The following is an 18,219-nucleotide window of genomic DNA, read 5'->3' as shown; positions in this document are numbered from 1 at the left end:
GGGTGGCCGGCGCGGCCCTCGGGCCGTCAGGCGCGATTGTAATCCAGCCCCAGGGCCTGGAACGCCTGAACCAGATCGGCCGGCGGAAGTGAACGCAGTTCCAGCGCGGCTTGCGTGACGGGGTGCACAAACGCGAGCCTGAAGGCGTGCAGCGCCTGTCGCCCCAGCCCCGCGGCCGGAGCCCCGCCATAGAGTGCATCGCCGATCAGCGGATGCCCGATGGACGCCATGTGCACACGGATCTGGTGCGTGCGGCCCGTTTCGAGCGTGCACCGCACGGCGCAGGCCTCGGCGTTGCTGTCCAGGCGCTCGATGAGCGTTCGCGCCGTCTTGCCGGCATGGCGTTCGAGGTCGACCACGGCCATGCGCAAACGGTTGCGCGGATCGCGGCCGATCGGCGCGTCGACCTGCCGGGCTGCCGCGCCGGCCCAGGGCTTGTGGCCGAGCGCGAGGTACTGCCGCTTGACATCGCGTGCCGCGATCAGCGCCACCATGGCATCCATCGCGGCCCGGGTGCGCGCCACGACCATGAGCCCGCTGGTGTCGCGGTCGAGCCGGTGCACGATGCCCGCGCGCGGCAGCAACGCGGCCTTGGGGTCGAGCGCGAGCAAACCGTTCAGCAGCGTGCCGCTCCAATGGCCCGGCGCCGGATGCACCACCAGGCCGGCCGGCTTGTCGATGATGCGCAGATGCTCGTCCTCGTGCACCGTGACGATGTCCATCGCCTCGGGCCGGAAGGCCTGGCTCTGGGGCGTCGGGCGCAGCTCGATGCGCCCGGTCTGCCCGGCGCGCACCGTCGCGGAGGCCTTCAGCAGGGTGCGCCCCTGCAGTTCCACGGCGCCGGCTTCGATCAGCTGTTGCAGATAGTTGCGAGAAAATTCCGGCACCAGGGCGGCCAGCGCGCGGTCCAGCCGCTGGCCATGCTCGGCCTGGCCCACCGTGAAGGGCCGCAGTTCGCTGGATTCGACCGGGTCGGCGCCCTCGTCGGCCTCGGCTGGGTCGGGGACCGTGTCCAGGGGGTCGGTCGATATAATTGAGGGCAACTGTTTCACGAAAGCCGTATGTGATGTTTCGCGCCAAATTATCGGTCCCCTCCTGGATCGCGCTCAGCGCGGCAGCGCTGCTTGCAGCCGGCTGCTCCTCCACCTCCGTCGACAAGACCGCCAACTGGAGCCCCAACCGCATCTACGCCGAAGCCAAGGACGAAGCAGGTTCCGGCGCCTACGACAAGGCCGTGCCGCTTTACGAAAAGCTCGAAGGCCGCGCAGCCGGCACGCCGCTCGCACAGCAGGCCCAGCTTGAGAAGGCCTACGCACAATACAAGTCCGGCGAAAAGGCCAATGCCATCGCCACGATCGACCGCTTCCTGAAGCTGCATCCGGCCAGCCCGGCGATCGACTACGCGCTCTACCTCAAGGGCGTGATCAACTTCAACGACGACCTCGGCATGTTCGCGTTCCTGACGCGCCAGGACCTGTCCGAGCGCGACCAGAAGGCCGCCAAGGAATCGTTCGAGTCGTTCAAGGAACTGGTGACGCGCTTCCCCGAGTCGCGCTACGCGCCCGACGCGCGCCAGCGCATGAACTACATCGTGAACTCGCTCGCGCAGTACGAAGTGCACGTGGCGCGCTACTACTACTCGCGCGGCGCCTACCTCGCAGCGATCAACCGGGCGCAGCTTGCGCTGTCCGACTACCGCGAAGTGCCCGCGCTCGAAGAAGCGCTGTACATCATCGTGCGCTCCTACGATGCGCTCGGCATGAAGGATCTGCGCGACGACGCCCAGCGCGTGCTGACCACCAACTACCCGAACAGCGAATACCTCGCGCGCGGCTTCAAGGGCAAGGACGATCCCTGGTGGAAGGTCTGGTAATCCGCCGGAACGAGAAAAAGCCCTTCGGGGCTTTTTTTTTCGTCTGCGCCCTTCAGGCCGAGAGCGAATTCCTGAGTTCGCCGATCGCCGCCTCGAAGTCGGCTTCGCTTTCCAGCCTGCGCATCGGCGGCAGCGCGGCCAGCAGCCGCCGGCCATAGCCCATGGCAACCAGGCGGGTGTCGCAAATGGCAAGCACGCCGCAGTCCGTTTCGCGGCGGATCAACCGCCCTGCCCCCTGCTTCAGCGCCACGGCCGCCTCGGGCAGCGAGTAGTCGCTGAATGAACTGCGTCCCTGGGCTTCAAGACGCTGCGAGCGCGCCTCGACCAGCGGGTCGTTGGGCGGAGGGAACGGCAGCTTGTCGATCACCACCAGCTGCAATGCGTCCCCGGGCGCATCGAAGCCCTCCCAGAACGATGCGGATGCCACCAGCACGCAGCCGGCGCGCCCACCCTCCGCGCCTTCGCGGAAGCGGTCCATGAGCACGCGCTTGGGCAGTTCGCCCTGTACCAGCACCTCGGGCCGCACGTCCGCTTCGAGCCGCTCGAACTGCTGCTTCATTTCGTCGCCGATCGCGCGCAGCGCGCGCAGCGTGGTCGTCAGCACCAGGGTCCGGCCGCCGAGCTCGGCGGCGCCGCGCGCGGCCAGCTGCGCAACCCGCGTGCTGTGGGCGGCATCGTTGGGCTTGGGAAAGGCACGCGGCACATAGAGCCCGGCCTGCGCGGCATAGTCGAACGGGCTCTGCACCCGCAGCACCTGCGCATCGCCCAGGCCGCACGGCTCGGTGAACCAGCGCAGCGTGGGTTCGTCGCCCAGCGTGGCGGAGGTGAAGACCCAGGCGCGTCCGTTGTCTTCCGGCGCTGCACGGCCTTCGCGGCTCTCTTCCTCATCGCCGTCTTCATGGGCAGCACCGCTGCCAATCTTGAGCACGCGCGTGCGCATGGCCTCGGCAATGTCGAGCGGCGATTCGACCAGGCGCAGTTGCGTGCCCACGTCGACCCAGCGCACCGAATCGGTTTCGCAGGGCAGAGCGAAGCGTGCCGCGCGCTTGGCGAGCTGCTGCGCCCGTTCGTACAGGCGCACGAAATCGGGCGATATCTCGCTGACGGTGTCGAGTCCTTCGGCGGCCATTTCAAAGGCATGCTGCAGGGCTTCGAGTGCGCCCTGCCAGGCCTGCGCATCGATGCCTTCCGGCGACGGCCCCACCCAGCGCAGCTTGGTGCCGGGCCACTGCTTGCCGACCGCAAGGCGCAGCTCGCGCGCGGCGCGTTCGACGGCCGCCACCAGCTGCTGCCAGTCGACCAGTCCGCGCGCATGCTGCAAGCCCGCACCAAGCAGGTCGCGCGCGAAGTCCAGGGCCTGCCCGCTGCCGAGCTGCGCGCCCAGGAACTGCACGCCGGTTTCGTTGAGCTGGTGGGCCTCGTCGAACACGACCACGCTCACGGTCGGCAGCAATTCCGCCATGCCGGTCTCGCGCACCGCAAGATCGGCGAAGAACAGGTGATGGTTGATGACCACCACGTCGGCCGCCAGCGCCTCGCGCCTCGCCAGGTTGACGTGGCAGGGCTTGAACTGCGGGCACTGGGCGCCCAGGCAGTTCTCGCGCGTGGAGGTGATCAGGGGGATGAGCGGCGAGCGCTCGTCCAGCCCGGGCAGCTCGGCCAGGTCGCCGGTTCGCGTGGCCTTGGACCACTGCTCGATCTTGGCAAGCGTTCGCAGGCTGCCGCGCTCCGGCAGCGACGCATCGTGGCGCGCCAGGTCGAGCCGGTGCAGGCACAGATAGCTCGCGCGCCCCTTGAGCAGCGCCGTTCGCACCGGCAGTTCGAGCGCCTCGACCAGGCGCGGCAGGTCGCGGCCGAACAATTGGTCCTGCAGGGTCTTGGTGGCGGTCGACAGCAGCACGCGCTCGCCGCTCAGCAATGCCGGAACGAGGTAGGAAAAGGTCTTGCCCACGCCGGTGCCGGCCTCGACCACCAGCACGCCGCCGTCCTCGATGGTGCGGGCAACGGCCAGCGCCATTTCGGTCTGCCCCGAGCGCTCGCGGAACTGCTCGGCGGCACGCGACAGGACGCCGCCCTGCGCGAAGGCGTCGCGCACCTTGTCCTCGAGTGTTTTGCTCACGCGGGTTCTTTCGGATCGAGCACGTTCTCGAGCCGCGTGATCTGGTCGCGCAGCGCAAGCCGGCGCTTCTTCAGGCGCCGCAGCAGCAGCTCGTCCTGCGGCGAAGCTTCGGCCAGGCGGTCGATGGTGGCGTCGAGGTCGGCGTGTTCGATGCGCAGCTCGATCAATTGGCGGGAAAGGGAGTGAAGATTGGAGTCCAACGTTGGCGCTGCGAACGTATTCCGCCCACAGCTCGTGTTCACTCGATAATACGTCCTGCTACGAATCCACGAGAAGACAGAAGGCGCGCCATTGGCGCATTTGCGCTCATGACACAAGGCTTTCGGCTTGCCGCCGCCACCGGTCTCCACAAGGGAGATCGCCCTTATCAGCAGGACCAGGTCCTGATGATGAGCCATCCGCGCGTGCCCGGCTGCATGCTGGGCATCATTGCCGACGGCATGGGCGGGCGCAGCGGCGGGCGCAAGGCCTCCGACCAGGTGCTGATGACGGCGCGCCAGCTGTTCACGCGCTACCACCCCGACCGCGACAGCTCCGCGGCCGTGCTGCGGCAGCTGCTGGAGGATGCGCACACCGTCATCAAGCTCACGGCCCTGTCGAGCGAGCAGGAACCCCACAGCACGCTCGCCGCCTTTCTGATGAACCCCAGGGGCGACTGCGCCTGGATCCATGCCGGCGACTCGCGCATCTATCACTTCCAGAACGGCGAGCTCGTCAGGCGCACGCGCGACCATTCCTATGTCCAGGTGCTCATCGACCGCGGCGAAATCACCGAGGCCGAGGCCAATGTCCATCCCAAGGGCAACATCCTCCTCGGATGCCTGGGCATGACCACGACGCCCCCGCCCGTCGAGCCGCACTACATTCCCGCAATGCAGCCGGGCGACCTGCTGATGGCCTGCAGCGACGGGCTCTGGCACTACTTCAGCCCCGAAGAGCTGGCCAGCGTCCTGTATGCGGAACCGCCGCGCGAAGCGGTGGAAATCCTGGTGGGAGAAGCGCGCCGCCGGGCGCGCGGCACGGGCGACAACATCTCGATCGTGGTGCTGAAGCTCGAAGCGCTTCCGCAAGGCTGAGCACCGCCGCCGCAGGACGCTCGCCCGGCGAGGTGGGCGGCTCAGCGGCTGGGCGCCGAAGCAGGCGATGCCGGCGGCGGGGGCAAGGGTGCACCGCGCGGCTTGGTGCGTTCGGCGTTCTGCCGCTCGCGGCTGGCCCGGTGCTCGGCCGCCTTTTGCTGCTTGCTTTCGAAGCGCTCGACCGCCGCCGGTGCCTCGGCGCGCCGCTGGGCGGCCTTGGCCTGCTCGTCGGCGTGGGCCTTCTGCTTGGCCTCGAACTGGCGCCGGCGCTCGTCGGCCTCGGCCGCCGTCGTGGCGCGGCTCGCCGCATGGTCGGCCGCGCGCTGCTCGCGGTCCTGCTGGGCTTTTTTAGCCTCTTCCTGCTTCTCGGGCGTGTCCTGCGGGCGCCGCGTGGCGGCCTTCTGGTCGAGCTTCTCGAGCTCGGCCGCGCCACGGCGCTGGCGCTCGATGTCGTTGATGGCCGTTTCCTGGCGCTTGATGTGGTCGGTCTCGACGCGGCGGCGCTTGCGGCTGTCGCGCAGGCAGTCCTCGACCGCGAACTTCTGGTAGCAGGCGGCCCGCTCCTTTTCGAAGCGCGCGTCGATGGCCGCGCGCTCGGCGGCCAGCCGGCTGCGCTCCGCTTCGAAGTTCGCATTGCCCGCGGCCGCGTTGGACTGTGCCCAGAGCGGCAGGCTGCCCAAGGCCATCAGCATGGCAAGAACAATTTTTTTCATGTCAGTCGAGTGTCGACGATACGGCGTTCCAGCGAGAGGAACTCGCTCGATTGCATTTCGGTGAGCCTGGAAACCGTTCGCGGGAATTCATGCGCAAGCGGCCCTTCGGTGTACAACGCCTCCGGCGGTACCTCGGCCGACATGATGAGCTTGACGCGCCGGTCGTACAAGACGTCGACCAGCCAGGTGAAACGGCGCGCTTCGGAGGCCATGCGCACCGGCATGTGCGGCACGTCGGACAGCAGCACCGTGTGGAACTGGCTGGCGATCTCCAGATAGTCGTTCTGCGAACGCGGTCCGCCGCACAGCGTCTTGAAGTCGAACCAGACCACGCCGCCGGCCTTGCGCCTGGCGCGGATCTCGCGCTGCTCGATGTGCAGGACCGGGTTTTCATCGGCCGTTTCGGCCAACCGGTCGAAGGCCTTGCGCATCTCCTTTTCGGCCGAGGCATCGTTCGGCGTCAGGTACATGCGCAGCTGCTCGAGCGTACGGCGCCGGTAGTCGGTGCCGTTGTCCACGCTCAGCACCTCGAGCTTCTGGTTGAGCAGCGCGATCGCGGGCAGGATGCGGTCGCGGTGCAGCCCGCCGGGGTAAAGATCGTCGGGCTTGAAGTTGGAGGTGGTGACAAAGCCCACGCCGTTCTCGAACAGCGCCACCAGCAGGCGATGAAGAATCATCGCGTCGGTGATGTCCGCCACGTGGAATTCGTCGAAGCAGATCAGCTTGTAGCGCTTGGAGATGCGCAGCCCCAGCTCGTCGAGCGGGTTGACCGTGCCCTGCAGCTCGCGCAGTTCGCGGTGCACCTCGCGCATGAACTCGTGGAAGTGCAGCCGGGTCTTGCGTCTGAGCGGCACCGCGTTGAAGAACAGGTCCATCAGGAAGCTCTTGCCCCGCCCGACGCCACCGTACATGTAGACGCCGCGCGGCAGCTCGGGCCGGTTGATGAACTTCTTCAGCGCGTTGGAGCGCTGGGCCTTGTACTCGGCCCACTCCCGCGCGCAGCGATCCAGCGCTTCCACGGCGCGCAGTTGCGCGGGATCGCTCTGGAACCCGCGCACGGCGAGTTCCGCCTCATAGGCCTGTTTGACGCTGGTGGTCAATGGATCAGAAGTTCAGCGTGCGCTTGTCCACGGCCAGTGCCGCTTCCTTCGTGGCTTCCGACAGCGACGGGTGCGCATGGCAGATGCGCGCGATGTCCTCGGCGCTCGCCTTGAATTCCATCGCCACCACGGCCTCGGAGATCAGCTCGCTGGCCTGCGGGCCCACGATGTGCACGCCCAGGATCTCGTCCGTGCCCGCGTCGGCCAGGAACTTGACCATGCCGGTCGTGTCGCCCAGTGCGCGCGCGCGGCCGTTCGCGAGGAACGGGAAGGTGCCGGCCTTGTAGGCGCGGCCCGCGGCCTTGAGCTGCTGCTCGGTCTGGCCGACCCACGCGATCTCGGGGCTGGTGTAGATCACCCACGGCACGGTGTTGAAGTTGACGTGGCCGTGCTGGCCCGCAATGCGCTCCGCCACGGCAACGCCCTCTTCCTCGGCCTTGTGCGCGAGCATCGGGCCGCGCACCACGTCGCCGATGGCCCAGACGTTGGGCAGGCTGGTCTTGCAGTCGTCGTCCACGGCAATGGCGCCGCGCTCGTCGAGCTTCAGGCCCACGGCTTCGGCATTCAGGCCGATGGTGTTGGGCACGCGGCCGATCGAGACGATCAGCTTGTCGACTTCCAGCACCTGGGCCTCGCCCTTGGCGTTGGTCCAGGCCACGCTCACGCCCTTCTTCGACGACTTGATCTCGCCGACCTTCACGCCGAGTTCGATCTTGAGCTTCTGCTTGTCGAAGGCCTTCTTGGCTTCCTTGGCGATCTGCTCGTCGACCGCGCCGAGGAAGGTCGGCAGCGCTTCGAGCACCGTGACTTCGGCGCCGAGGCGGCGCCACACCGAACCCATTTCGAGGCCGATGACGCCCGAGCCGATCAGGCCCAGCTTCTTCGGCACCGCGCCGATGCGCAGCGCGCCGTCGTTCGAGAGGATGTTCTCCTCGTCGAACGGCGCACCCGGCAGCGCGCGGGCGTTGGAGCCCGTGGCCACGATGATGTGCTTGCCGTCGATCGACTCTTCGGCGGCGCCCGCGACCTTGATCTCGTAGCCGGCTTCGCCCGCCTTCACGAACGAGCCGCGGCCATGGAAGAAGCTGATCTTGTTCTTCTTGAACAGGTACAGGATGCCGTCGTTGTTCTGCTTCACGACCTGGTCCTTGCGGGCCAGCATCTTGTCGAGGTCCAGCCCCAGGCCTTCGACCTTGATGCCATGGTCGGCGAAGTGGTGGCCGGCCTGCTCGAAGTGCTCCGACGATTGCAGCAGCGCCTTGGACGGAATGCAGCCGACGTTAGTGCAGGTGCCGCCCGGTGCCGGGCCGCCCTTGCCGTTCTTCCACTCGTCGATGCAGGCCACGTTGAAGCCCAGTTGCGCCGCGCGGATCGCGGCGATGTAGCCGCCGGGGCCGCCGCCGATGACGATGACGTCGAATTGTTTGTTGGCCATCTGATTCTTTCCCCTCAGATGTCGAACAGCAGGCGCGACGGATCTTCGAGCGCTTCCTTCATGGCCACCAGGCCCAGCACGGCCTCGCGGCCGTCGATGATGCGGTGGTCGTAGCTCATGGCGAGGTAGTTCATCGGACGGATGACGATCTGGCCGTTCTCGACCACGGCGCGGTCCTTGGTGGCATGCACGCCGAGGATCGCCGACTGGGGCGGGTTGATGATCGGCGTCGAGAGCATCGAACCGAAGGTCCCGCCGTTCGAGATGGAGAAGGTGCCGCCGGTCATCTCTTCGATGCCCAGCTTGCCGTCCTGCGCCTTCTTGCCGTATTCGGCGATCTTCTTCTCGATGTCGGCAAAGCTCATCTGGTCGGCGTTGCGCAGGATGGGCACCACGAGGCCGCGCGGCGAACCGACGGCAATGCCGATGTCGAAGTAGCCGTGGTACAGGATGTCGTTGCCATCGACCGAGGCGTTGATCACCGGGTACTTCTTGAGCGCATGCACCGCGGCCTTCACGAAGAAGCTCATGAAGCCGAGCTTCACGCCGTGCTCCTTGGTGAAGCTGTCCTGGAAGCGCTTGCGCAGTTCCATGACGGGCGCCATGTTGACCTCGTTGAAGGTCGTGAGGATGGCGTTGGTCGACTGCGACTGGATCAGGCGCTCGGCGATGCGGGCGCGCAGGCGGCTCATCGGCACGCGCTGCTCGGGGCGCTCGCCCAGGTCGGGCGCGCTGGCGGGTGCGACAACCTGTGGCAGCGCGGGCTTGGCGGCCGGTGCGGCCACGGTGGCCGCAGGCTTGGCGCCCGAAGCGACTGCACCGAGCACGTCGCCCTTGGTGACGCGGCCGTCCTTGCCGGTACCGGCGACATCGCTGGTCTTGAGGTTGTTGTCGGCCAGCAGCTTGGCGGCGGCAGGCATGGCAACGTCCGACTTCGCACCGCCAGTGGCGGCGGCCGCCGCTGCGGGCGCAGGTGCCGCGGCAGCCGGGGCGGCAGCGGGTGCTGCTGCAGGCGCTGCGGCACTTGCCTTGCCTTCGGTGTCGATCTTCGCGATCAGCTGATCGGCCACCACGGTGGCGCCATCGGGCTGCACGATTTCGGCCAGCACGCCGGCCGAGGGCGCGGGCACTTCCAACACGACCTTGTCGGTCTCGATCTCGATCAGGATTTCATCGACGGCGACGGCTTCGCCGGCCTTCTTCTTCCAGGTGAGCATGGTGGCTTCGGCCACGGATTCGGAAAGCTGGGGGACTTTGACTTCTACGATAGACATTTGGAGTGGGCTCCGTTTTGTTCTTCAGGTGTTCGTGTGAAAAAGAGGCTTGTAATTACTTGGTCAGCACGAAGCCCTTGAGCTTGCCAAATGCGCCATCGACGAGCGCCTTCTGCTGTTCCTGGTGCAGGTGCGAGTAGCCGACCGCGGGCGATGCCGAAGCGGCACGGCCGGAGTAGCCGAGCTTCTGGCCTTCCTGCATGTTTTCGTGGATGTAGTGCTGCACGAAGAACCAGGCGCCCTGGTTCTGCGGCTCGTCCTGGCACCAGACCACGTCGGCGAGGTTCGGGTACTTCTTGATCTCGGCGGCGAAAGCCTTGTGCGGGAACGGATAGAGCTGCTCGACGCGGATGATCGCCACGTCGTCATCGCCCTTTTCTTCGCGCTTCTTGGCCAGGTCGTAGTAGACCTTGCCCGAGCAGGCGATCAGGCGCTTGACCTTCTCGGCCTTCAGGCCCTTGCTGTCCGGGATGACCGTCTGGAAGCCGCCCTTGGTGAACTCGGACAGCGGCGAGGTCGCGTCCTTGTTACGCAGCAGCGACTTCGGCGTCATGATGATCAGCGGCTTGCGCAGGTTGCGCACCATCTGGCGGCGCAGCACGTGGAAGATCTGGCTGGCCGTGGTCGGCTGCACCACCTGCATGTTGGTGTCGGCGCTCAGCTGCATGAAGCGCTCGAGGCGCGCCGAGCTGTGCTCGGGGCCCTGGCCTTCGTAGCCGTGCGGCAGCATCATGGTCAGGCCGTTGACGCGGCCCCACTTCACTTCGCCCGAGGCGATGAACTGGTCGATCACCACCTGCGCGCCGTTCACGAAGTCGCCGAACTGGGCTTCCCAGATCACGAGCGTGTTCGGGTCGTTCGAGGCGTAGCCGTATTCGAACGCGAGCACGGCTTCTTCCGACAGGATCGAGTCGATCACGACGAACGGCGCCTGGTTCTCGGCCACGTTCTGCAGCGGCGTGTAGGTGCCTTCGTCGAACTTCTCGCGGTTCTGGTCGTGCAGCACGGCGTGGCGGTGCGTGAACGTGCCGCGGCCGCTGTCCTCGCCCGACAGGCGCACCGGGTAGCCGCTGGCCACCAGCGAGGCAAAGGCCATGTGCTCGCCCATGCCCCAGTCGACATTCACGTCGCCGCGGCCCATGGCGGCGCGGTCGTCCAGCACCTTCTTCACGAGCGGGTGCACCGTGAAGCCGGCCGGCACCGTGGTGATCTTCTCGGCCAGGCGCTTCCACTCGCTGGACGGAATGGCGGTGTCGCCGGCGTCGGTCCACTTCTTGTTGAGGTACGGATTCCAGTCGACGGCGTACTTGCTCTTGAAGTTCGTGAGCACCGGGTCGACCGTGTTGCGGCCTTCGTCGAAGGCGGCGCGCTGGGCCTTGACCATGTCGTCGCCGAGCGTTTCGCCCAGGCCCTGCGTCGCCAGCTTGTCGGCGTACAGCTTGCGCGTGCCGGGGTGCTGGGCGATCTTCTTGTACATGAGCGGCTGCGTGAGCGAGGGGGTGTCCTGCTCGTTGTGGCCCAGCTTGCGGAAGCAGATGATGTCGACCACCACGTCCTTCTGGAACTCCATGCGGAATTCGAGCGCGAGCTGGGTGGCGAGCACCACGGCCTCGGGATCGTCGCCGTTCACGTGCAGCACCGGCGCCTCGATCATCTTGACGATGTCCGAGCAATACAGCGTCGAGCGGCTGTCGCGCGGGTCGCTGGTGGTGAAGCCGATCTGGTTGTTGATCACGATGTGCACCGTGCCGCCCGTGAAGTAGCCACGGGTCTCGGCCAGCGCCAGCGTTTCCATCACGACGCCCTGGCCCGCGAAGGCGGCGTCGCCGTGCACGAGCACGGGCAGCACCTGCTTGCCCTGCGGGTCGGCGCGGCGGTCCATGCGGGCGCGCACCGAGCCTTCGACCACGGGGTTCACGATCTCGAGGTGCGAGGGGTTGAAGGCCAGGCTCAGGTGTACCGGTCCGCCGGGCGTGGTCACGTCCGAGCTGAAGCCCTGGTGGTACTTGACGTCGCCGCTGGGCAGGTCTTCAGGAGCGGTGTGGTCGAACTCGGCGAACAGGTCGGCCGGCATCTTGCCGAGCGAGTTGACCAGCACGTTGAGGCGCCCGCGGTGGGCCATGCCGATCACGATCTCCTGCACGCCCTTGATGCCGGCCTGGTTGATCAGCTCGTCCATCGAGACGATGAAGCTCTCGCCGCCTTCGAGCGAGAAGCGCTTCTGGCCCACGTACTTGGTGTGCAGGAAGCGCTCGAGGCCTTCGGCCGCGGTCAGCCGGTTGAGCACGTGCTTCTTCTGCTCGGCGGTCAGCTGCGGATTGGTGCGGGCGCTTTCGAGCTTCTGCTGCCACCAGCGCTTGTGATTCTGGTCGGTGGTGTACATGTACTCGGCGCCGATGGTGCCGCAGTACGTTTCGCGCAAGGCATTGAGCAGGTCGCGCAGCGACATGGTCTCCTTGCCGAAGAAGGTGTTGCTGGTGTTGAACACCGTCTCGAGGTCGGCATCGGTGAAGCCGTAGAACGAGGGCTCGAGTTCCGGGATGGCCGGGCGCTCGGCGCGCTTGAGCGGGTCCAGGTCGGCCCAGCGGGCGCCGACGTTGCGGTAGGCGGCGATCAGCTGCTGGACGGCGGTGCGCTTGCGGCCGAGCTCGGAATCCGCGCCGCTGGCCTGCACGACCTTGGTGGTGCCCTGCTTCGCGCGTTCGGCGAAAGCGTTGATCACCGGCTGGTGCGGAACGTCCCTGGTGTTGGAGCCATCGACCGCGGGCACGTTCTGCAGGGCGTCGAAATACGAACGCCAGTTGTCAGGCACGCTGCCGGGATTGGAAAGGTAGTTTTCGTACATCTCCTCGACATAGGGCGCATTGCCGCCGAAGAGGTACGTGTTGCCCTGATACGCGGCATACGCCGTGGGCTTTGAGGAATCGCTCATGATCCGCTGACCTTCGCTTCCCTGAAGGAAGCACTAGCTGGTTAAGAAACCTTCCGCGACACGGCTGAACCGGTTGGCGGATGCGACTGTGGCTGGGGAAGGGCCTGAGTACCTTCGCATTGTGCCACGTCAAACATATGACGGCTCGACGCGGCTTCGCAAGGCCCGCTTTGCTCACTCAGGCGGAAGAAACCAGCTGCCTGATCTGCTGCAGGGTGGCAGGGTCGTCGATGGTGGTCAGGTCGCCCGGATCGCGCTGTTCGCACACGGCCTGGATGGCGCGCCGCAGCAGCTTGCCGCTGCGGGTCTTGGGCAGGCCCGAGACGAAGCGCACCCGCGCGGGCCGCGCCAGCGCACCGAGCTGGTCGGCCACCACCTTCATGAGCTCGCCTTCGAGCTTCAGCGCCGCATCGGTGTCGGTCACGGCGATGCCGTCCTTCGGCACCACGAAAGCCATTGCCACCTGGCCCTTGAGCGCATCGGCCACACCCACCACCGCCACTTCGGCCACGTTGGCGTGGCCCGAGATGCTCTCCTCGATCTCGCGGGTGCCCAGGCGGTGGCCGGCCACGTTGATCACGTCGTCGGTGCGCCCGAGGATGTAGAAGTAGCCGTCCTCGTCGCGAATGCCCCAGTCGAAGGTCGAATAGACCATCCTGCCCGGCACGCTCTTCCAGTAGGTGTCGACGAAGCGCGCATCGTCCTTCCACACCGTCTGCATGAAGCCGGGCGGGGTCGGGCCTTCGACCACGACCACGCCCTTTTCATTGGGGGCGGTCAATTCCTCGCCGGTCGATTCGTGCAGGATCTTGATGCGGTAGCCATACATCGGGACACCGGGGCTGCCGAACTTGCTGGGCTTGGCCTCGACGCCGTTGGCAATGGTGATCATCGGCCAGCCCGACTCGGTCTGCCAGTAGTTGTCGATGATGGGCACGCCCAGGCCTTCGCTGATCCAGCGCGCGGTGGGCTCGTCGAGCGGCTCGCCGGCAAGAAACAGAGCGCGCAGGCTCGACAGGTCGTATTTCTTCAGCAGCGCCGGATCCTGCTTCTTGAGCACGCGCACCGCGGTGGGTGCGCTGAACATCACCGTCACCTTGTATTTCTCGACCAGGCGCCACCAGATGCCGCCGTCGGGCTGCCGGTCGATGCCCTGCGTGGGCAGGCCCTCGTACATGAGGGTGGCCATGCCGGCGATCAGCGGACCGTAGACGATGTAGCTGTGGCCCACCACCCAGCCGATGTCGCTGGTCGAGAAGTAGGTTTCGCCAGGCCGGCCGTCGAAGATGTGCTTCATGCTCGCGGCCAGCGCCACGGCATAGCCGCCGACGTCGCGCTGCACGCCCTTGGGCTTGCCGGTGGTGCCGCTGGTGTAGATGGTGTAGCTGATGTCGGTGGCGGCCAGCCAGGTGCATGGCACCTCGGCGTCGAGGTGCTTTTGCCGGAGTTCGCCGGCCAGGTGGTCGCGGCCGGCCGTCAGGTCCATGGGGGCCAGGCCGCGGTCGGTGAGCAGCAGCGCGGCCGGCTTGTACTTCGACAGCCGGATCGCCTCGTCGAGCAGCGGCTTGTACGCAATGACCTTGCCGCCGCGCGAGCCGGCGTCCGCGCTCACCACCACCTTGGGCTCGGCGTCCTCGATGCGCGTGGCCAGCGAGCCGCTCGCGAATCCGCCGAACACCACGCAGTGGATGGCGCCGATGCGCGCGCAGGCCAGCATCGCGAAGGCGGCCTCGGGAATCATCGGCATGTAGATGAGCACGCGGTCGCCCTTCCCCACGCCCAGTTCGATCAGGCTGGCGGCGGTGCGCTGCACTTCGGCGTGCAGTTCCTTGAAGCTGTAACTCTTCTCCACCCCGGTTTCGGTGGAAACGAAGATCAGCGCAGGCTGGTCGCCGCGCGTGGCCAGGTGCCGGTCGACCGCGTTGTGGCACAGGTTGGTGGTGCCGCCCACGAACCAGCGCGCAAAGGGCGGCTGGCTCGCGTCGAGGATCTGCTCTGCGGGGGTCTGCCAGTCGATCAGCTTCGCCTGCTCGGCCCAGAAGGCCTCGGGCGCATCGACGGACTGGCGATAGAACTCTTCGTAGCGGCTCATCTGGATATGTCTCCTGTTATTCATCCGGCCCTGGCGGCATCGCCAAAACTGAATTCATAATTATGGAGACCGATCTTGCAGCAAGCTGACGGCCGGAACAATCCGGCCGAGCCCTTGTGGTGCGCCGCCGGCCGCGGCTATCGGATCAGGGCGAGCAGTTCGGAAAACGCGGGGTGCTCCGCCGTGCGCAGCCATTCGAAGCCGACCATCTCGGTCGTCACGAGTTCAGCCCCCGCACCGGCCAGCCGGTCGAAGGCGGCGTCGCGGTTGCGCTCGGTGCGCGAACTGCAGGCATCGGTGACGACCCAGACTTCGAATTCATCCTCCAGCAGGTCGAGCGCAGTCTGCAGCAGGCAGACATGGGCTTCGCAGCCGGCAATCACGATGGAATTGCGCTCTTCGGCGGCCGCAGCAGGCTTCTGCAGGTGCTTGGGCAGGCTGCGGGCATTGCCCTGCGGCGCCTTCGCCGGCACGCGCAGCCATTCGCCAAGGCCCTCCTCCACGCCGCTGAAATGCATCTTCGACAGGGTGCGCTGGCACAGCGCGCGGATGTCGGGCACGTTTTCGCCGAGCTTGGAGGGGTTGTGCTCGGTGCCCCACACCGGCACCTGGAACAGCTGGGCCATCCTGCCGAGCCGCACCGCGTTCTGCGCGACCGCTTCGCCCTCGAAGATCGACGGCATCAGCCGCGCCTGGAAGTCGACCAGGACGAGTTGGGAAAGCGAGGCGTCGAGCAGCATGAACCGGTTCTTTCATTCAGATGGAATTGATGGGGCCAGACCGTACCACCGAAAGGGCACGTATCTCTCTAGACTCCGGTCGGATGCGGATCTTCTTTTCGGCCCGGCGCCATTTGCCGATTCTGGCCCTTGGCGCGGCGCTCGTGGCGACCGGATGCGGCGGCCTGCGCACCGCCAAGGCGCCGCTGGAGCGCACGCTCGAGAAGAGCCGCTGCACGCCGAACGCCGACACGCTGATCGTGATGCTGCCCGGCGCGTACTCGCACCCGGACGAATTCGAGCGCGAAGGCTTCATCGAGGCCCTGAACGACAACAGGCTCGCGGTGGACGTGGTGCGGGTCGACGCGCACCTTGGCTACTACAACGGCAAGACCATCCTCGACCGCCTGCAGCGGGACGTGATCGCGCCGGCGCGCAGCCAGGGCTACAAGGCCATCTGGATCGTCGGCATTTCGGTCGGCGGCTTCGGCGGGCTGCTCTACGCGCAGACCCATCCCGGCGAACTCGCGGGCATCGTCGCCATTGCGCCCTATCTCGGAGAACGCACGCTGGGCACCGACATTGCCAATGCCGGCGGCCTTGCCCGCTGGACCGGGCCGCTGGGCGATCCGCCGGGCAGCGACCCGCGAACGCCGAACGAGACCCAGCTGTGGCAGTGGCTGCGCGGCTACGTCGGCGCCACCGCCACCTTCGGGCCGCGGCCGCCGCTCTACCTGGGCTATGGCACCGACGACCGCTTTGCCTTCAGCCATCGGCTGCTGGCGGCCGCGCTGCCCGCGGGCCGCGTCTTCACGACCGAAGGCGGCCACGACTGGCCCGAGTGGACGCGGCTCTGGCGCCGCATGCTGCCGACTTTGCCGCTGCCGGGCTGCCCCGGCTGAGGGCTGGAGGCGGGCCTCAGTTCGGCCGCAGGCGCAGCAGCTTGCCGTCGGATTCGTCAGTCAGCACGTAGAGCAGGCCGTCCGGCCCCTGCTTCACATCGCGAATGCGGGCCCGGTCGTCGGCCAGCAGTTTGTGCTCGGCCACCACCTTGCCGTCCTTCAGCTCGATGCGGTCGAGATAGCCGAACTTGAGCGAACCCACGAACAGGTTGCCCTTCCATGCCGCACCGTAGCGGTCGCTGGTAAGAAAAGCCATGCCCGAGGGCGCGATCGACGGCACCCAGTAGTGCAACGGCTGTTCCATGCCATCCCTCGCCGTGATGCCCTCGCCGATCTTTCCGCCGCCATAGTTCTCGCCGTAGGTGATCACCGGCCAGCCGTAGTTGCGGCCGGCCTGCGGGATGTTGATCTCGTCGCCGCCCTGCGGACCGTGCTCGGTCATCCAGAAGCGGCCATCGGGCGCGAGCGCTGCGCCCTGTCCGTTGCGGTGGCCATAGCTCCAGATCTCGGGCAGCGCGCCCGCCCGGCCGACGAAGGGGTTGTCCCCGGGCGCCGATCCGTCCTTGGCGATGCGCACCACCTTGCCAAGGTGGTTGTCGAGCTTCTGCGCATCTTCCTTGCGGCTGAACCGCTCGCCCAGCGTGAGAAACAGCGTGCCGTCGCGCGCCTCGACGATGCGGCAGCCGAAATGGTGGCGGCTGGCCACCTTGGGCTGCTGGCTGAAGATGATTTTCAGGTTCTCGAGCCGCGTGCCGTCGGCCGAAAGCTGGGTGCTGGCCAGCGCCGTGCCGTTGCCCGCACCGCCGCCGGCTGCAGGTTCCGAGAAGCAGAAATACAGCGTGCGGTTCTTGTCGAAGCCCGAATCGGCCACCACGTCGAGCAAGCCGCCCTGCCCGCCGGCCGCGATGGCCGGCAGGCCGGCAATGGGCGCGCCGATCTTGCCGTCCGCAGCGATCAGCCGCAACCGGCCGGCCCGCTCCGTGACCACGAAACGGCCGCCCGGCAAGAAGGCCACGCCCCACGGATTCTCGAGGCCGGTTGAAATGGTTTCCGGGCGTATCTGCGCCGTGGCGGCACCCCCGACGGCCAGAACCGCCGCCAGGGCCGCCCTTCCCAGGAGGCGCCCAACTTCCTGAATTCGCAGGTTCATGTCTTTTCCGGGTAGTTGGTGCGATCTTGACGTGAAATGGAGTGCGAATCCAGGCTGTTCGCCCCCTCCAATGCGAGTACAAAAGTTCGCCTTCAGCCAATCGCTTATGGTTCATAAAGATCGGCCGTTACATTTTTTCTTTGATCGGATCAAAAAAAATCAAACAAATCAAAGACTTGAAGATACATTCACCAATTCGGATGAGGTTGACATAACTGCGCGTCATCAATATCCTACGCGCCATGCGTTTTTTCGTCCTACCCGCGTCTCTCCTGTTTGCCGTCGCCGTCCAGGCCGCCCCCCAACAGGACCGAACCGACGACGAGCTGGCCCGGTTGCTGGCCGACAAGGGCATCATCGGACAACTCAGGCAGGTCCGCCAAACCGTCGCTGAACGAACCTCCGATCTGGTGGTTACCGCCATCGGCTTCCTCGGCGTGCCCTATCGCCGCGGCGGCAACTCGGCCGAATCCGGCTTTGATTGCAGCGGCTTCGTTCGCGCGATGTACAACCAGACGCTCGGCCATGTGCTGCCGCGCCGCGCCGAGGAGCAGGCAGCCGCCACCGAGAAGATCGATCCCAGCCAGCTCAAGCCGGGCGACCTGGTCTTCTTCAACACCATGCGCCGTGCCTTCAGCCATGTCGGCATCTATGTCGGCGAAGGCAAGTTCATCCACTCGCCGCGCACGGGCGCCCAGGTGCGTGTGGAAGACATGAACGGCAGCTACTGGAGCCGCCGCTTCGACGGCGCGCGCCGCGTGCTCGGCGGCGCCCAGAACGACGAGATCAAGGCCGCGGCAACTGCGGCAACCCACACCGGCAACTGAGCCTTTC

General features: G+C 66.7%; 15 protein-coding genes. 4 read left to right on the top strand and 11 right to left on the bottom strand.

Annotation, left to right across the window (positions count from 1 at the left end):
* Positions 1-26 precede the first annotated feature (26 nt).
* On the bottom strand, positions 27-1,052 hold the full coding sequence (locus tag FB547_RS14750; protein ID WP_370878942.1) for an RluA family pseudouridine synthase: 1,026 nt from the start codon (positions 1,050-1,052) through the stop codon (positions 27-29).
* A gap of 14 nt (positions 1,053-1,066) precedes the next feature.
* On the opposite strand from FB547_RS14750, the gene FB547_RS14745 reads away from it, so the two are divergent.
* Positions 1,067-1,873, top strand: a complete 807-nt coding sequence (locus FB547_RS14745) for an outer membrane protein assembly factor BamD (RefSeq protein WP_145743864.1) — start codon at positions 1,067-1,069, stop codon at positions 1,871-1,873.
* A 52-nt stretch (positions 1,874-1,925) separates the two neighbouring features.
* Here the strand turns inward: FB547_RS14745 and FB547_RS14740 are convergent, their stop codons facing one another.
* Both FB547_RS14740 and FB547_RS14735 read right to left on the bottom strand, forming a co-directional pair.
* Positions 1,926-3,992, bottom strand: coding sequence for an ATP-dependent DNA helicase (locus FB547_RS14740; protein WP_145743414.1), 2,067 nt, complete (start codon positions 3,990-3,992; stop codon positions 1,926-1,928).
* Positions 3,989-4,192, bottom strand: a complete 204-nt coding sequence (locus FB547_RS14735; RefSeq protein WP_012747296.1) for a YdcH family protein — start codon at positions 4,190-4,192, stop codon at positions 3,989-3,991. The genes FB547_RS14740 and FB547_RS14735 overlap by 4 nt, the downstream gene beginning before the upstream one ends.
* Before the next feature lie 108 nt (positions 4,193-4,300).
* Between FB547_RS14735 and FB547_RS14730 the strand changes: the two genes are divergently transcribed.
* Complete coding sequence (locus tag FB547_RS14730; RefSeq protein ID WP_145743412.1) at positions 4,301-5,068, top strand: PP2C family protein-serine/threonine phosphatase; 768 nt, start codon at positions 4,301-4,303, stop codon at positions 5,066-5,068.
* A gap of 41 nt (positions 5,069-5,109) precedes the next feature.
* On the opposite strand, the gene FB547_RS14725 is transcribed toward FB547_RS14730, so the two are convergent.
* The 7 genes from FB547_RS14725 to FB547_RS14695 all read right to left on the bottom strand — a co-directional run bounded on the left by FB547_RS14725 (position 5,110) and on the right by FB547_RS14695 (position 15,354).
* On the bottom strand, positions 5,110-5,781 hold the full coding sequence (locus FB547_RS14725) for a hypothetical protein (RefSeq protein WP_145743410.1): 672 nt from the start codon (positions 5,779-5,781) through the stop codon (positions 5,110-5,112).
* Positions 5,778-6,881 carry a cell division protein ZapE gene (gene zapE, locus FB547_RS14720; protein ID WP_145743408.1) on the bottom strand — a complete coding sequence of 368 codons (1,104 nt, stop codon included), beginning with the start codon at positions 6,879-6,881 and terminating at the stop codon, positions 5,778-5,780. The genes FB547_RS14725 and zapE overlap by 4 nt, the downstream gene beginning before the upstream one ends.
* A 4-nt stretch (positions 6,882-6,885) precedes the next feature.
* Positions 6,886-8,316 (bottom strand): dihydrolipoyl dehydrogenase, encoded by a 1,431-nt coding sequence (gene lpdA / locus FB547_RS14715; protein WP_145743407.1) that lies wholly within the window; start codon positions 8,314-8,316, stop codon positions 6,886-6,888.
* A 14-nt stretch (positions 8,317-8,330) separates the two neighbouring features.
* Positions 8,331-9,590 (bottom strand): 2-oxoglutarate dehydrogenase complex dihydrolipoyllysine-residue succinyltransferase, encoded by a 1,260-nt coding sequence (gene odhB, locus FB547_RS14710; protein ID WP_145743405.1) that lies wholly within the window; start codon positions 9,588-9,590, stop codon positions 8,331-8,333.
* Positions 9,591-9,645: 55 nt separating this feature from the next.
* Positions 9,646-12,522: a 2-oxoglutarate dehydrogenase E1 component gene (locus FB547_RS14705; protein WP_145743403.1), complete on the bottom strand. Its 2,877-nt coding sequence runs from the start codon at positions 12,520-12,522 to the stop codon at positions 9,646-9,648.
* 178 nt (positions 12,523-12,700) lie between these two features.
* Entirely contained in the window at positions 12,701-14,638 is a 1,938-nt protein-coding gene (locus tag FB547_RS14700) for a propionate--CoA ligase (RefSeq protein ID WP_145743401.1), read from the bottom strand.
* A 113-nt stretch (positions 14,639-14,751) separates the two neighbouring features.
* A complete protein-coding gene (locus FB547_RS14695) occupies positions 14,752-15,354 on the bottom strand; it encodes an isochorismatase family protein (protein ID WP_145743399.1) in 603 nt (200 codons plus the stop codon).
* 83 nt (positions 15,355-15,437) lie between these two features.
* On the opposite strand from FB547_RS14695, the gene FB547_RS14690 reads away from it, so the two are divergent.
* Complete coding sequence (locus FB547_RS14690; protein WP_145743397.1) at positions 15,438-16,235, top strand: alpha/beta hydrolase; 798 nt, start codon at positions 15,438-15,440, stop codon at positions 16,233-16,235.
* Positions 16,236-16,251: 16 nt separating this feature from the next.
* Here FB547_RS14690 and FB547_RS14685 read toward each other — a convergent pair whose 3' ends face one another.
* The gene (locus FB547_RS14685; RefSeq protein ID WP_145743395.1) at positions 16,252-17,385 is read right to left on the bottom strand and encodes a PQQ-dependent sugar dehydrogenase; all 1,134 of its coding nucleotides are present in this window, start codon (positions 17,383-17,385) and stop codon (positions 16,252-16,254) included.
* Positions 17,386-17,627: 242 nt separating this feature from the next.
* On the opposite strand from FB547_RS14685, the gene FB547_RS14680 reads away from it, so the two are divergent.
* Positions 17,628-18,212 (top strand): C40 family peptidase, encoded by a 585-nt coding sequence (locus tag FB547_RS14680; protein ID WP_012747285.1) that lies wholly within the window; start codon positions 17,628-17,630, stop codon positions 18,210-18,212.
* The last annotated feature ends 7 nt before the right edge of the window (positions 18,213-18,219 follow it).

Origin of the sequence: Variovorax beijingensis, assembly GCF_007828835.1 — a bacterium.
Lineage (GTDB): Bacteria > Pseudomonadota > Gammaproteobacteria > Burkholderiales > Burkholderiaceae_C > Variovorax > Variovorax beijingensis_A.
Note: the sequence above shows the minus strand (reverse complement) of the source record. Positions and strands in the feature narration are given on the sequence as shown.

Bases quoted from the DNA above. Each gene is read 5' to 3' on its own strand.
- FB547_RS14745 (WP_145743864.1), top strand. From the start codon at position 1,067: ATGTTTCGCGCCAAATTATCGGTCCCCTCCTGGATCGCGCTCAGCGCG.
- FB547_RS14705 (WP_145743403.1), bottom strand. From the start codon at position 12,522: ATGAGCGATTCCTCAAAGCCCACGGCGTATGCCGCGTATCAGGGCAAC.
- lpdA (WP_145743407.1), bottom strand. From the start codon at position 8,316: ATGGCCAACAAACAATTCGACGTCATCGTCATCGGCGGCGGCCCCGGC.
- FB547_RS14700 (WP_145743401.1), bottom strand. From the start codon at position 14,638: ATGAATAACAGGAGACATATCCAGATGAGCCGCTACGAAGAGTTCTAT.
- FB547_RS14725 (WP_145743410.1), bottom strand. From the start codon at position 5,781: ATGAAAAAAATTGTTCTTGCCATGCTGATGGCCTTGGGCAGCCTGCCG.
- FB547_RS14685 (WP_145743395.1), bottom strand. From the start codon at position 17,385: ATGAACCTGCGAATTCAGGAAGTTGGGCGCCTCCTGGGAAGGGCGGCC.
- odhB (WP_145743405.1), bottom strand. From the start codon at position 9,590: ATGTCTATCGTAGAAGTCAAAGTCCCCCAGCTTTCCGAATCCGTGGCC.
- FB547_RS14695 (WP_145743399.1), bottom strand. From the start codon at position 15,354: ATGCTGCTCGACGCCTCGCTTTCCCAACTCGTCCTGGTCGACTTCCAG.
- FB547_RS14690 (WP_145743397.1), top strand. From the start codon at position 15,438: ATGCGGATCTTCTTTTCGGCCCGGCGCCATTTGCCGATTCTGGCCCTT.
- FB547_RS14730 (WP_145743412.1), top strand. From the start codon at position 4,301: ATGACACAAGGCTTTCGGCTTGCCGCCGCCACCGGTCTCCACAAGGGA.
- FB547_RS14680 (WP_012747285.1), top strand. From the start codon at position 17,628: ATGCGTTTTTTCGTCCTACCCGCGTCTCTCCTGTTTGCCGTCGCCGTC.